This is a genomic window from Pseudovibrio sp. JE062, assembly GCF_000156235.1.
GTDB lineage: Bacteria > Pseudomonadota > Alphaproteobacteria > Rhizobiales > Stappiaceae > Pseudovibrio.
In genome coordinates this window covers 261,646-275,296 of record NZ_DS996812.1, presented here as the reverse complement: position 1 = coordinate 275,296, position 13,651 = coordinate 261,646, and the positions used below count along the sequence as shown (strand labels likewise).

Below are 13,651 nucleotides of genomic sequence, written 5' to 3'. Positions count from 1 at the left end.
CATGGCAGGAGTACGCACACGCAGGTCTCAAAGCAGCTCAGAGGATTACTGGCCGGGTTTCGTGGATGCCATGTCCGCGCTCCTGCTGGTGTTCATCTTCCTGCTCTCCATCTTCATGATTGCGCAGTTCTTTCTCAGCCAGCAGCTGTCTGGCCGGGATAAGGTGCTCAATCGCCTCAACCAGCAAATCGCAGAGCTCACAGAGCTGCTGGCGCTGGAAAAGGCGAATGTGGGAGATCTGGAATCCACCATCTCTTCCCTGCAACTGGGTCTGGAACAAGCCTCTGGAGAACGGGATCGTCTTCAGGGCCTGCTCAATGAGCGTTCCGGCCAGATTGACGAAGCAGGAGGTGCGCTGGCTGCCCTTCAGGCCAAGCTGGAAGGCGAACAGAACATCAGCTCCAAGGCTCTGGCACAGGTAGAACTGCTGAACCAGCAGATCAGCGCCCTGCGCCGCCAGATTGCCGTACTGGAAGACGCACTGGACGCCTCAGAAAAGCGTGACAGAGAAAGCCAGACCCGCATTGCCGATCTTGGCAAGCGGCTCAACGTGGCCCTCGCCCAGCGCGTACAGGAACTGTCCCGCTACCGCTCAGACTTCTTTGGCCGCCTGCGCGAAATCCTCGCCCAGCGCTCCGATATCGAAGTCGTCGGCGACCGCTTCGTGTTCCAGTCCGAGGTGCTGTTCTCCTCCGGTGACGAAGAGGTCAACCCGCAAGGCAGAAACCAGCTCGATATCCTCGCAAGCGCCATTCTGGAACTGGAAGGCCAGATCCCCGATGAGATCAACTGGGTCCTGCGCGTGGATGGTCACACCGATGCCCGTCCCCTCTCCGGCACAGGTCGCCTGCGCGACAACTGGGAACTCTCAGCCGCCCGCGCCATCTCGGTGGTCAAATACCTCATCTCCAAGGGCGTAGAACCCGACCGCCTGGTCGCCGCCGGCTTCGGCGAATTCCAACCCCTCGAAGAAGGCACCACCGACGAAGCCTACGCCAAAAACCGCCGCATCGAGCTAAAACTCACACAGCGGTAAAGGCTGATAAAACCAGACACAAAAACAGGCGCCTGAGCATGAACCTCAAGCGCCTGTTTTTTTTGATCTGACTTTCGCATCTTCCATCGTTCCAGCAACGGCATACTCAAATCAGCTATCTAGGTACAATCAACGCGTCCTGATACACCTGACTGCCGACTGTATCTGAGTTCATCATTGTCATTTGAAACGTGAACTAAATGACAACAGCCAAACCCCTTAGTTTGAAACCTGCGACAGTGCATCAAGGCAGAAACTAAGTGAGGTGTTCTTCGGCAACGCGCAGTAACCTTTTGATTTTAGCTTCTCTGATGGAGAGTCTCCTCCACCGATCAGAATAAGAAGAAAATCATCCAAGGGCGGCAGATACTCTTCAGAACTCGCAACAATCTTATTGAGAAGTGCATTTTCAAGCGCCATAAAAAGTGGCAAGTTTATAGTGCCTTCCGCTCCATCAGGGTACTCATGAAGATAATGCTTCACTCCCCAGACAGGGCTCGTAAAGAACTGGCTAACATAAGTGTTGTTCAATCGATCATGCTGTACTTTCAATCCAGATAAATCTACTTTTCCAGCACGCGTGTTTTCATAAATCGCTTTCATGGTGCCATAAATCTCGGGCCACTTCTTCGCTTCAACAGTCGCACTCAAAGAAATAATTGCCTTGTTTTTTCCCAGAACAATGAAGTTTGAGCGTGGTTCATAAGCCGCTCGCATTTCCTGTCGAATAATACGAAACATCTCGGACCCCGAGTTGTCTCCAATATAGTCCACCAACAGGTTGGCACCAATCTGGGCAACTTCGTCTTCAAACTCTTCTGCTTTAACAAGCAAGATTAACATCTCAGTGGAGTCAGGATCCGCAAAATGAATGGTTCCAGATGGCAAGGCAGAGGATTGCTCTTCTGCACCAGTCAGCGCAGACGCCCAATCTGTGAGACGGAACCCCCATTTCTTTGTAGGAAGCTTCATTAACAGTTGCGCGACACGGCGTTGAACATCTTCATCCCCGCCCCTCAAGATGACCTGACTAGGTTGACCGAAACGAATATCTCCCTCGCTTCCATCGTTAGCCACATCGTCAGATCCGAAACTAAGGAAATGAAAGATCTCATTTATGACGTCTGATGGTCTTCCAGTCTTGCTAGAGTTTCTGAGGCTAAACTTTTCAAACTCCCTCTCATACCAGCCTTTCGAGTACTCCGATTTAAGTAAAAGCTCCTCCAGATACTCAAGTGCTTCCGGAAAAACTTGTGGTGGTGCAGATATTGTGAGCAGTAGATTTCGACCATCTATACTGAGCTTATGCTGAAACCCTTTTGTCCGCCGAAATGTATCAACTTCATAAGCAGAACGGCTCGTTGTCCCTCCTATCATCACACTTGAGAGTCCGGCCAACAATGCAGTTGCCCGGCTTTGTGTTGGAGGATCTATTGGCCAAACTAAGGTGATTGCCGAAAGTCCGTTACGAAGGGGGGAAAGATAAGAGAAATTCGCCCTGTCATTTGATGCAATGAGCTCTGCATGTACCCGCTGTGCTGAAATTAGACAAAGAACCACCAGAATAGAGGTGATCAGTGAGCGCTTAAATATCTGCATTTCAATCTACTTTTTTGGCTAAAATGACTGACGTAGCCGACGGTTTCACAATCGTTTTCACGAAATTAATGACATTTCGGTCAGTTACATTGCCCAACATCTCCGCGAACACTGACGGGCTAACAGGCGGGAATCCATCTGCAGCGACGTTATTCAGGAATGATAGAAATAAGTCAGGTCGGTGTTTGGCGTACAGAGCATTCGTCACTTCTTTCTTACGCGCCTGATCAATTTCATGGCTGCTGATCGGCTCATCCAGCAAACTGGCCATGGTCTCTTTCACAATGCTGTGCGCCTCATCCAAGCTGAAGTCGGGCATCAGCTGCACATTTATAGAAAGCTCAAGATCTGCGTTTCTTACAAAATGCATATCTATGTCATCTATAAAAAATCTAGTGTCTTCAAAATAAAGAGCATTTTCTAATCTACTGATCAGAATATCGCTCGCGATGAAAAATTCACCCTGCATATCTATGCTGGATTGCTCACCTTCAAATTCTATGAACTTAATGAATTGCACCGCATCGCGCATCAGCTTGTTCGATTCAATGTATTCGACAGATCTGTGCGTAGGATCAGGTTTCTTATCTAGCCAAGGTTTGTCAGGAACAGCAGAGGGCTCTGTGTCACCAAACACACGCGCAACAAGCTCGGCAGCTGTATCCGGCTCAATCTTGCCAGACACAATCAGGGTTACATTGGAAGGAGCATAATGCTCCTTATGGAACTGATAGGCCTTTTCAACACTCAGCTTGGGTAGATCATCAACTGTGTTGTTCGCACGTCCACGCAAAGTTCCATACAGGTTTTGAAGAGCAATTCGCCTCAACCAGCGACGAGGAATTTGCCTTTCACGAAGCAATGTTTCACGTCGAATAATTTCGATTTCACTTTCAGCAAAACCTGCTGGCACACTTGGTGTGTCAAGCACAGCTCGAGACAACCGCAACAGCAGCTCTGCATCAGAAGGCACACCAGAATTTGTGTAAACCGTGGACACTGGCGTGATCGAGGCATGAATATCACGTTCTCTGGGCTCTCTTAAAATTGTGGCGTCTGACGAGAAAGCGGCCAGATGCTCTGTCAGGTGAGCAGTGCCAGATGGTTCAGGATCATCAAACGTTCCTGAAAGAACGATCAACTGCACATCTACCCGGTCGTAGTCATCTGTTGGAACAACATAGGCCGCGTGCAATCCGCCTTTTTCCGAAAGCTCGATGATGCTTTGAGCTTGAACTACCTCTCCAAAGATCAGAAAGAAAAACGATAAAAACAAACCGATGACGCGCATCATAAACCTTTGAAAATATTACTTGAGAAAAATGTAGGCCAAAGAGAACCGTACACTGCGCTTAAGAGACCATCCTAACACAGCACCAATCTTATACTGGTTTTACATACACCCTCTCTTATCAACTCGGGTGTCACATACATGAACCCCATCTAGATATTTGGTCCATGTTTCCATCTCGGCTTTATCAGGTTCATACATCCAAGTCTTGGAGACAACATATGTTCTGGCATTACCCAAAATAAGTTTAGTCAGAACAGTCAGCCCACTCACAGCCCGGGGAACGACACAAGAGGTTTTTAGGAGTGCATACTCGACTTGGTTTTCCCGTCCTTTGCGAACAAAGGTGGTCGTGGTTTCTTGACAGAATGGGTGCTCATACTTCTCGTAAAATGCTTCATACTCTGACATTTCCGCTCCGCCAAACGGGTAGTTAAACAGCTCCAAACTCTCGTGATAATCACTGAGATCCTCATCCTCTGAAAACATATAGATGATCTCGAGCCCCGCGACGTTCTCAATGTTCACAACCTCATATCCTTCAGGCAAATCCATAAGGAGTGTCTCTCCTCCTCCCACAAAGGCTGAAGCTCTAGAAACACCTAATAGTGCAGCAAAAGCCAGCACTAAGAACACACGAATGAACATCTCTAAACATCCCGAAAACCAGCAGGAAAAAAGCACCACCTAGCAATGCTATTTATTGATCGATAAGAAGCCTTAAGAGTTACAGTACACCTACACGCTGTAACGAGGAAAAGATTCCTGTCAAAAAATTTAACTCATTCAACAAACACAGCAACGCAGCGAAAACATAAAAAACGCAGAATAACGCAAAGCTGCGCATAGCGACGCAAATAGCAAAAAAGCCGCGCCCGGGTGGGCAGCGGCTTTTCAGGTTATCCTACAAAGTCGGGGCAGTTTTTTGAAAGTTATGCCCCTTCAAAGCGCGTTCCATTTGATTGGGTTCAATCAAATGATAAGAACTCGCTCTAATGGCGTTCTTAGCGCTCGTCTTCGTCCTCATCACCTTCACCCATGGATTTGAAGTTCGCGAACACAGCATCTGCATCCACTTCCTCTTCTTCTTCACGGGTCTTCGGTGCTGGGGTCGCAAACGCAGCTGCAATCGCGTCTTCGCTTGTTGTTTCGTCAACAGGCATAAGGGTCTGCGGCTCTTCACCTTCCATAGGCTTAGGAGCGTTCTTCGCAGCTTTCTCAACTTCGATGTCCAGCTCAATCTGGGAACACAGGCCCAGAGTTACCGGATCCATCGGCTCAAGGTTCGCAGAGTTCCAGTGAGTTCTGGTGCGGATCGCTTCAATGGTTGGCTTGGTGGTACCAACAAGACGCATGATCTGCGCATCCAGCAGCTCAGGATGGTAACGAACCAGCCACAGAATTGCGTTTGGACGATCCTGACGACGAGAAACCGGGGTGTAACGAGGGCCCTTGCGCTTGTTCTCAGGAACGCGCACCTTGGACTCCTGCACCTGCATGCGGTAGCTCGGGTTATTCTGAGCTTTTTCAATCTCTTCGCGGGTCAGCTGGCCAGTCAGAACAGGGTCCATACCCTTGATGCCCTGTGCAGCTTCACCATCAGCGATCGCCTTCACTTCCAACGGATGCAGCTTACAAAACGCAGCAATCTGATCGAAGCCCAGAGCGGTGTTGTCTACCAACCATACGGCTGTTGCCTTTGGCATAAGCGGTGCGTTGGACATTGTATAAATCCCTCCTGTGTGCTCCACAGCCTAATCAAAGGTGGCGAAGCCGAATTCCATAAGAGTTTTTGGGGAAACTTGAGCGCACTATACGCCCACATTTCCCCAAAAGCAAACCAGATCAACACTTGCCGCCAGCTTCTTTAGGAAACCTGTGCGAATTGAAGCGGCACCTATGCACTTTCCCTGAAGCGCATTCCCTCTGATTAAACAGGGTCAAACGATCCGAACTCGCTCCCCAAACTCATGCTAGAGCATAAAGAGTGAATGCGAATGCAGGCAGAATGCTCTAAGCAACTTTCAGGATGATCTTTCCAATGTGGTTGGATCCTTCCATCCTGTCATGGGCAGCCCTTACATCGCTGATATCAAAGACCTTATCCATAACCACCTTCACCCTCGCACTTTCCAGCAGCGGCCAGACCTTCTCATGCAGAGCCTCAGCAATATGCCCTTTGTACTCGTTGGTCCGCGGTCGAAGCGTAGAACCGGTATGTGTCAGCCGCTTCATCATTAATCGGCTAAAGTTGACATTTTCCGAAGGCCCATGCAGCGTCGCAATCTGGCAGATCCGCCCTTCAATGGCGGCCACGATCCAATTCTTCTCCACGTAATCGCCACCAACCATATCAAGGATCACCTCAACACCTTGTTTGCTGGTGATGTTGCCGATCTCTTTTACAAAGTCGGTTGTCCGGTAGTTGATGACATAGTCCGCCCCAAGCTCCCGAACGGCCTGTGCCTTCTCCTCAGAGCCGACAGTGGTGAACACCTCAGCCCCAAAGGCCTTTGCCAGCTGAATAGCGGTCGTTCCGATACCGGATGAGCCACCATGAACGAGGAACTTCTCCCCGGACTGCAATCCCAGCCTATCAAACACATTCGACCACACGGTGAAGAAGGTTTCAGGAACGCCAGCCGCTTCTTCCATGGACATCCCAGCCGGCACATGCAGAACATGCGCAGCAGGCGCCACACAATACTCCGCATATCCCCCTCCCGGTGTCAGCGCGCACACACGCTCACCAACTTTATGAGAGGCAACCCCTTCTCCTAGCTCAACAATTTCACCGGAGACTTCCAATCCGAGTAGAGGCGAAGCACCCGGAGGAGGCGGATATGCCCCTTTGCGCTGAATGACATCCGGCCGATTGACGCCAGCAGCATGAACCTTGATCAGAACCTCACCAATACCAGGCTTCGGAACCTCAACCTCTGCAATTTCAAGGACTTCCGAGCCCCCAACACCGTTCATCACCACGGCTTTCATCATTTCTGGATGTCCCCCTACTGTCATCTGCTGCCCCACTCTCCGCACTCGCCAAAACTGCCGCTTGCTCACTTTCTCAATTAAGTGAAGAATAGTTCCCAACAAGAGCCCGTCTACCCCACCAAAGGTGTTTTCTTCATTTTTGGGAATGGAGCAGCGCTCAGGGTCAACATAAGGAGTTCATAGCGCTATGGGAATTTTTGATGATGACGAAACACCGCGCTCCACAACCTCTGGCATTGTTGTGGGAGAGCCGCTCAGCAACCTTTCAATCCACGAATTAAATGAGCGACTTGAACAACTTAAGGAAGAGATCAAACGCGTCGAGAATGAGATCAAAACAAAGTCAGAAATCAACGCATCCGCAGAAAGCTTCTTCAAGTAATCAAACAACATTTAAAACAAACAACTTGGCTAAAATCATATAAATGCAAGCTACAATTCGCAAATATATAAATTGGATACTTACAATTTACGTATCGTTAACCATTTTAAATTAGAACTTAGTTATTCCAGTTGATCTGGATCCAGAGTGAACGTTCACTCTGCTTGACGCCTCCCTGTTAAAACACCTCAGAGCCGCACCGATGCGGCTCTTTTTTTCTGCCGGTTCAACACCCAAACCCGGCTTAACCACTCAATTCACAACCATGAGTTGGCACGGGCTTTGCTCCGTTCAGATTGAAGTAAGATCTCTTGCTCCATTTCGAGACAGTTTTATTCTTTTCAAAAGGCTCACTTCAATTTTCGAGCCGTAATTGTTTCAGACTGGGAATGCAAAGGACGATGGCAAGAGAGACGCAACGCATTAATTGAGGGGTTTTAAGATGGGTGAATTCAGAACTGAAACAGGACCGGAGAATACCTTCAACTTTGCACAGCGCCTCATGACATCTCAAAACTTCACGGAGCTTTTTCGTGAAGGCATGGGACTGATTGAAGAGACAGCCTCTTACCTGGATGGCCCAGGCAGAAAGCAGAGCAAAGCTCTCGGTCCAGCCGCCTCCCTCGCCTACGCCACAGAGTCCATGCGCCTCACCACTCGCCTGATGCAGCTCGCCTCCTGGCTCCTCCTGCAGCGCGCCGTAAATGATGGTGAGATTGTTCAGGCTGAAGCCCAGAGCGAAAAGAACAAGATCCGCGTCGACAACGCAACCAAAGAAATGCAGAACCCCGCCTGGAACGACCTGCCAGAGCAACTTCGCGGCCTGATCGAAACATCCTTCAAGCTACAAAGGCGCATCAAGCACGTCGACAACATGCTCAAGGAAGAGATGCTCCGTGAGCAGGCAGCAAACAGTTCCAATCCGGTCGGCGACCAGCTCTCTCAAATCTCAGCCGCTTTCAAGTAATCTTTGTTGGCCAACTCCGCCAGCAACCCTGCGCACTCCTCAAACGCGCACAAAAAAACCCGAAGCAAACGCTTCGGGTTTTTAATTTCGCAAACTTCAGAGCAATTATTTGCCCAGGAAGCCACCAAACTTGTTGGTGAAGCGGGACACGCGACCACCACGGTCCATGAGCTGACGGTCACCACCAGTCCATGCTGGGTGGGAGCTCGGATCGATGTCGAGCTGCAGGGTGTCACCTTCTTTACCGTAAGTAGAACGGGTGGTGAATTCGGAACCATCAACGAGCTTTACAGTGATGGTGTGGTAATCTGGATGAATGTCCTGTTTCATGACTAAACTGTCCTGTCAGCAACGGCCGGGCCGCCTCGATCCTAAGATGGGCTTTGGGCTGGCCTGAAGCATCGGTAGAAAGAAGCCGCGCTCACACAAGCACGGCATAATCGTGAAGGGGTCTATAACCCATCCAAACCGAGGAAACAAGAGGGTACAGCCCGCAGAAATCCAGAGAAAGCGCTTGCAATTAAAACTATCGGGACACATCTACTGCATCATAAGATAAACTTAGATGATTTCGCAGATATCCGGGGGTGGCATGAGCCAGCGGGACTCAAACAATCGGGAAAAGACCTTGCGTCCACTCGCAACGCTTTTCCCTTATCTTTTAAGGCATAAGGCCCGCTTGGTTCTGGCAACTTTTGCTTTGCTGGCTGCTGCTGGTCTTACCTTGGTCCTGCCCATTGCAGTCCGCTATATGGTTGATTATGGCTTCACCGGTGATAATCCAAATCTGATCGACGATTATTTCCTCGTGATCATCTTTGTAATCGCCCTGCTCGCACTCACCAGCTCGCTGCGCTACTACATGGTGATGATGATCGGCGAGCGAGTCGTTGCAGACTTACGCTCGGATGTATTCCGCCATCTCACCTATTTATCCCCCTCATTCTACGACAAAACCAAGTCCGGTGAGATCATCTCACGTCTGACAGCAGATACCACACTCATTCAGTCTGCCTTTGGCGCAAGCGCTTCCATTGCTCTGCGACACCTGCTGATGTTTGCTGGCTCCACCACCTTGATGGTCATCACCAGCCCGCGCCTCTCCTTATTCGTGCTGCTGGCTATTCCGCTGATCGTGTTACCACTCCTCGGCTTTGGCCGCGCTGTACGCAACAGAACCAGCCATGCACAAAGCACCCTCGCAAACGCCATCGCGTACGCCACAGAGGCACTTGGCTCCATCCGCACCCTTCAGGCCTTCACCAACGAGAAGAGCGTATCTGACCGGTTTGAAGCCGATATCGAAACTACCTACGAAGCCGCCCTCGTCGCCACGCGTGCACGTGCCTTCCTGATCGGAACCATCATTCTCATTATCTCCTCCAGCATCATCGCAGTGCTGTGGGTCGGAGCACTGGACGTCATCGATGGCCGCATGTCTGGCGGTCAGCTCACCCAGTTCCTCATCTATTCCATCATCGCAGCAGGCGCCATGAGCGAGCTCTCTCAGGTCTGGGGCGAACTGGCAAAAGCAGCCGGTGCAGCAGATCGCATCACCGGATTGCTGCATGTCCCTTCAGATATCAACGCACCAGCCAACCCAGTCGCGCTACCATCTCCTGCAATTGGCGAACTGGAGTTCAACAACGTCGCCTTCCATTACCCGACAGCTAAGGAAGCAGGCGTGTTGGAAGGCTTAAACCTTTCCGTCAAGAAGGGTGAGACAGTTGCTATCGTTGGCCCAAGCGGTGCAGGCAAGTCCACCTTGTTCCAGCTCCTGATGCGTTATTACGATCCGGTCTCAGGCAAAATCACACTGGATGGCACCGAATTGGATGCAGCTGATCCACGCGACCTGCGCGAGCACATCGCACTGGTCCCTCAGGACACAGCAATCTTCGGCAGCTCCATTGCTGAGAACATTGCATTCGGCAAGGAAAGCGCCTCTCGCGAGCAGATCATCGAAGCTGCCAAGTTTGCACTGGCAGATGATTTCATCACGACCATGAAAGACGGGTACGACACTCTCATTGGCGAGCGCGGTGTCACCCTTTCAGGGGGGCAGCGTCAGCGCATTGCCATTGCCCGTGCAATCCTGAAAGACGCCCCGGTCCTGCTTCTCGACGAAGCCACCAGCGCATTGGATGCAGAGAGCGAGACCATCGTTCAAAAAGCCCTCGACAAGCTTATGGAAGGCCGGACGACACTGATCATCGCCCACCGCCTTGCAACCGTGCTGAAAGCAGATCGCATCGTAGTGATGGATGGTGGCAAGATCGTCGAAGAAGGCACGCACGATACACTGGTTGCTCAAAAAGGCCTGTATGCCAAACTCGCCAGAATGCAGTTTGAAATCGGTGCTGAAGCACTGAACGCGCAGGAAAAAGCCAGTTAAAACGAAAAAAGCCGCGCTACTCAGAGCGCGGCTTTTTTAATGCAATCAGCAAGGCTTACTCAGGCTCGCTCACATCTACCGTATAGTTCAGCGGCATGCGCGCACCATCAGCATAGATAGTCTGACCGGAAACATAGCTCGCATCATCAGAAGCAAGGAAAGCAGCAATGCTTGCTACTTCTGCAGGCTGCCCCAGACGACCAAGCGGGGTGCGAGAAAGCACGGTTTCCATCTTACTCGCATCCTGAACAACGCTCTTAAGCATCTCGGTCTCGATAGAGCCCGGACCAATGCCATTCACGCGAATGCCGTACTTCGCCAGCGCAACAGCAGAAACGTGCGTCAACTGGTTCAAACCACCTTTGGAGATCGTGTAAGGCACCTGATCAGGAATAGCGAGCACACTGTTGACGGAGCTAATGTTAATGATGGAACCTGCAGAACCACCGTCTTCAACCTTCTCAACCATATGACGCGCAACAGCCTGAGAGCACAGGAACGCACCCTTCAGGTTGACGCGCAGCACCCGATCAAAATCTTCCTCGGAAAGTTCCAGAAAATCACCGCCAGCTGTAATGCCGGCATTGTTGACCAGCACATCAACGTCGCCGAACTCATCCAGAGTGTTCGCAACCATGTTGCGGACATCAAGACGAACGCTGACATCGCAATGGCAGAACGCCACGTGCCCAAATTCGGAGAGAGCTTCCTGAGCTGCCTCCCCGGCACGCTCATCCGAGTCGGAGAGCATGACTTTGGCGCCGTCTTGCAAAAATCGCTGCGCAATAGCGTAACCGATGCCTTGAGCGCCACCGGTTACAATCGCAACTTTCTTCTCTAGTTTCACTTTGAAGATACCTCTGGCAATGCCGAAATTTCGCCGACCTTAATCTCTAAGGCCAGCCATGTCGATGCACTTCTCCAGTAAAACTCCTTAGCTCCTCTGAATTTAGCTGACTGATGCCACCCCACGAACAGAGATCGCTTCTGCAATCTCGTCAAGAATTGCAGGGTCATCAATGGTTGCTGGCATTTTGAACTCTTCACCATCGGCAATCTTGCGCATAGTTGCACGAAGGATCTTGCCAGAACGGGTCTTCGGCAAGCGCTCAACAGTGATCGCCAACTTAAACGCAGCAACAGGACCAACCTTTTCACGGACCAGAGCAATGAGCTCTTTTTCAATTATGTCAGTTGGCTTTTCGACACCGCTCTTCAGCACAACAAATCCACACGGCAGTTGCCCTTTGAGGTTGTCCGCAATGCCAATCACCGCACATTCAGCTACATCCGGATGTTCAGAAAGAACCTCTTCCATACCACCCGTAGACAGGCGGTGCCCAGCAACGTTGATGATGTCATCAGTTCGGGCCATGATGAAGAGATACCCATCATCATCCATCAAACCTGCATCTGCCGTTTTGTAGTAACCTGGAAACTCAGAAAGATACGCATCTTTGAAGCGGTCATCTGCATTCCATAGTGTCGGCAACGCCCCGGGAGGCATTGGCAGCTTCACAACAATGTTGCCCAGCTCGCCTACACCAAGCTCATTGCCTTCATCATCCAGCACGCGCATGTCATATCCTGGCATAGGTACGGTGGAGCTGCCCAGCTTAATTGGCAGTTTACCAAGGCCAAGTGGGTTACCCGCGATACACCAGCCGGTTTCAGTCTGCCACCAATGGTCAATCACCGGCACGCCCAGCAGGTTCTCAGCCCATAAAATCGTATCTGGATCAGCACGTTCACCAGCAAGGAACAGCGAACGAAGCCCAGCAATGCTGTACTTGGCAAGCTCAGTCCCTTCCGGATCTTCCTTCTTAATCGCACGGAACGCAGTCGGCGCAGTAAACAGAGACACCACAGAGTGTTCAGAAATCACACGCCAAAACGCACCAGCGTCCGGTGTTCCAACAGGCTTACCTTCATAAAGAACCGTCGCAGCACCATGAAGCAGCGGCGCATAAACGATGTAGGAGTGCCCAACGACCCAGCCCACATCAGAAGCCGCCCAAAACACCTCACCCGGATCAATGCCGTAAAGGTTCTCCATGGACCACTTAAGCGCTACCATGTGACCACCGTTGTCACGCACCACGCCCTTCGGCTGGCCGGTGGTTCCAGAAGTGTAAAGCACATAAAGAGGATCTGTCGCAGCAACCGGAACACACTCGGTGGTCATCTTTTCAGCCACCGCGCCTTCCATCAGCACGCCAAGATCATAATCACGTCCTTCATTCAGTGGAGCGATAAGCTGCTCGCGTTGCTGAATGAAGCAGAAATCTGGTTTGTGAGAGGACAGTTCAATTGCCTTGTCGAGCAGCGGTTTATATTCTACCACTCGGCCCGGCTCGATACCGCAGGAAGCACTGATGATCGCCTTAGGCTTACAATCCTCAATACGAACCGCCAGCTCCTGCGCAGCAAAGCCGCCAAACACTACGGAGTGGATCGCGCCAAGGCGTGCGCACGCCAACATGGCAAACATCGCTTGCGGGATCATCGGCATGTAGATCAGCACCATCGTGCCTTTCTCAACACCCTTCTCACGCAGCAAAGCCGCCATAGCGCCCACTTGCTCTTGCACTTCAAGATAGGTGTAGGTCCGCTTCTCACCGGTAACTGCACTGTCGTAAATGATTGCTGGCTGTCCCGGACGGCCATGTTCTACGTGACGGTCAACGCAGTTGTAGCAAGTGTTGCACTCACCACCCACAAACCATCGTCCATAGGTGCCCTGCGAAGCATCAAAAGTCTTTGTATAGGGCGAGAACCAATCAATGCCCTTAGCCGCTTCGTCCCAGAAGGCTTCTTTGTTTTCTTTCCATCCATTGTAAACGTCGTGGTATCGGCTCGTCATAGCTGCTCTCCTCCCATGCACCCCTGCATAGTACCTGTCCACAGGTTCGGCTAAGACTGAGCCTTGAATGACCCAAAGGCAAGTTTTGCTATATTAGAAAATCGGCTTATAACTAAAGATG

The 13,651-nt window shown here is 50.9% G+C and carries 12 protein-coding genes; 4 read left to right on the top strand and 8 right to left on the bottom strand.

What is annotated here, in order from left to right:
- Position 1: 1 nt before the first annotated feature.
- Complete coding sequence (locus PJE062_RS20065) at positions 2 to 1,036, top strand: peptidoglycan -binding protein (protein ID WP_008551564.1); 1,035 nt, start codon at positions 2 to 4, stop codon at positions 1,034 to 1,036.
- Between the two features lie 219 nt (positions 1,037 to 1,255).
- On the opposite strand, the gene PJE062_RS26765 is transcribed toward PJE062_RS20065, so the two are convergent.
- From PJE062_RS26765 to PJE062_RS20040, 5 genes are all read right to left on the bottom strand, one after another.
- Complete coding sequence (locus PJE062_RS26765; RefSeq protein WP_208982410.1) at positions 1,256 to 2,635, bottom strand: hypothetical protein; 1,380 nt, start codon at positions 2,633 to 2,635, stop codon at positions 1,256 to 1,258.
- Between the two features lies 1 nt (position 2,636).
- Entirely contained in the window at positions 2,637 to 3,926 is a 1,290-nt protein-coding gene (locus PJE062_RS20055) for a pitrilysin family protein (RefSeq protein WP_008551262.1), read from the bottom strand.
- A gap of 102 nt (positions 3,927 to 4,028) precedes the next feature.
- A complete protein-coding gene (locus PJE062_RS20050; protein ID WP_008551465.1) occupies positions 4,029 to 4,574 on the bottom strand; it encodes a hypothetical protein in 546 nt (181 codons plus the stop codon).
- A gap of 356 nt (positions 4,575 to 4,930) precedes the next feature.
- A complete protein-coding gene (locus PJE062_RS20045) occupies positions 4,931 to 5,650 on the bottom strand; it encodes a DUF1013 domain-containing protein (RefSeq protein ID WP_008551584.1) in 720 nt (239 codons plus the stop codon).
- Between the two features lie 289 nt (positions 5,651 to 5,939).
- On the bottom strand, positions 5,940 to 6,947 hold the full coding sequence (locus tag PJE062_RS20040; RefSeq protein ID WP_008551297.1) for an NAD(P)H-quinone oxidoreductase: 1,008 nt from the start codon (positions 6,945 to 6,947) through the stop codon (positions 5,940 to 5,942).
- Between the two features lie 163 nt (positions 6,948 to 7,110).
- Between PJE062_RS20040 and PJE062_RS20035 the strand changes: the two genes are divergently transcribed.
- On the top strand, positions 7,111 to 7,305 hold the full coding sequence (locus PJE062_RS20035; protein WP_008551714.1) for a DUF1192 domain-containing protein: 195 nt from the start codon (positions 7,111 to 7,113) through the stop codon (positions 7,303 to 7,305).
- A gap of 442 nt (positions 7,306 to 7,747) precedes the next feature.
- Positions 7,748 to 8,272, top strand: a complete 525-nt coding sequence (locus tag PJE062_RS20030) for a DUF1465 family protein (protein WP_008551548.1) — start codon at positions 7,748 to 7,750, stop codon at positions 8,270 to 8,272.
- A gap of 105 nt (positions 8,273 to 8,377) precedes the next feature.
- On the opposite strand, the gene rpmE is transcribed toward PJE062_RS20030, so the two are convergent.
- Positions 8,378 to 8,602 (bottom strand): 50S ribosomal protein L31, encoded by a 225-nt coding sequence (rpmE, locus tag PJE062_RS20025; RefSeq protein WP_008551475.1) that lies wholly within the window; start codon positions 8,600 to 8,602, stop codon positions 8,378 to 8,380.
- A 262-nt stretch (positions 8,603 to 8,864) separates the two neighbouring features.
- On the opposite strand from rpmE, the gene PJE062_RS20020 reads away from it, so the two are divergent.
- The gene (locus tag PJE062_RS20020; protein WP_208982409.1) at positions 8,865 to 10,667 is read left to right on the top strand and encodes an ABC transporter transmembrane domain-containing protein; all 1,803 of its coding nucleotides are present in this window, start codon (positions 8,865 to 8,867) and stop codon (positions 10,665 to 10,667) included.
- Between the two features lie 55 nt (positions 10,668 to 10,722).
- Here the strand turns inward: PJE062_RS20020 and PJE062_RS20015 are convergent, their stop codons facing one another.
- Both PJE062_RS20015 and PJE062_RS20010 read right to left on the bottom strand, forming a co-directional pair.
- On the bottom strand, positions 10,723 to 11,514 hold the full coding sequence (locus PJE062_RS20015; protein ID WP_008551498.1) for an SDR family NAD(P)-dependent oxidoreductase: 792 nt from the start codon (positions 11,512 to 11,514) through the stop codon (positions 10,723 to 10,725).
- Positions 11,515 to 11,616: 102 nt separating this feature from the next.
- Positions 11,617 to 13,530 (bottom strand): propionyl-CoA synthetase, encoded by a 1,914-nt coding sequence (locus tag PJE062_RS20010; protein ID WP_008551726.1) that lies wholly within the window; start codon positions 13,528 to 13,530, stop codon positions 11,617 to 11,619.
- Between the last annotated feature and the right edge of the window lie 121 nt (positions 13,531 to 13,651).

Coding starts and splice junctions, on each gene's coding strand:
- PJE062_RS20055 (WP_008551262.1), bottom strand. CDS start 3,926: ATGCGCGTCATCGGTTTGTTTTTATCGTTTTTCTTTCTGATCTTTGGA.
- PJE062_RS20065 (WP_008551564.1), top strand. CDS start 2: ATGGCAGGAGTACGCACACGCAGGTCTCAAAGCAGCTCAGAGGATTAC.
- PJE062_RS20045 (WP_008551584.1), bottom strand. CDS start 5,650: ATGTCCAACGCACCGCTTATGCCAAAGGCAACAGCCGTATGGTTGGTA.
- PJE062_RS20040 (WP_008551297.1), bottom strand. CDS start 6,947: ATGACAGTAGGGGGACATCCAGAAATGATGAAAGCCGTGGTGATGAAC.
- PJE062_RS20035 (WP_008551714.1), top strand. CDS start 7,111: ATGGGAATTTTTGATGATGACGAAACACCGCGCTCCACAACCTCTGGC.
- PJE062_RS26765 (WP_208982410.1), bottom strand. CDS start 2,635: ATGCAGATATTTAAGCGCTCACTGATCACCTCTATTCTGGTGGTTCTT.
- PJE062_RS20050 (WP_008551465.1), bottom strand. CDS start 4,574: ATGTTCATTCGTGTGTTCTTAGTGCTGGCTTTTGCTGCACTATTAGGT.
- PJE062_RS20010 (WP_008551726.1), bottom strand. CDS start 13,530: ATGACGAGCCGATACCACGACGTTTACAATGGATGGAAAGAAAACAAA.
- PJE062_RS20030 (WP_008551548.1), top strand. CDS start 7,748: ATGGGTGAATTCAGAACTGAAACAGGACCGGAGAATACCTTCAACTTT.
- rpmE (WP_008551475.1), bottom strand. CDS start 8,602: ATGAAACAGGACATTCATCCAGATTACCACACCATCACTGTAAAGCTC.
- PJE062_RS20020 (WP_208982409.1), top strand. CDS start 8,865: ATGAGCCAGCGGGACTCAAACAATCGGGAAAAGACCTTGCGTCCACTC.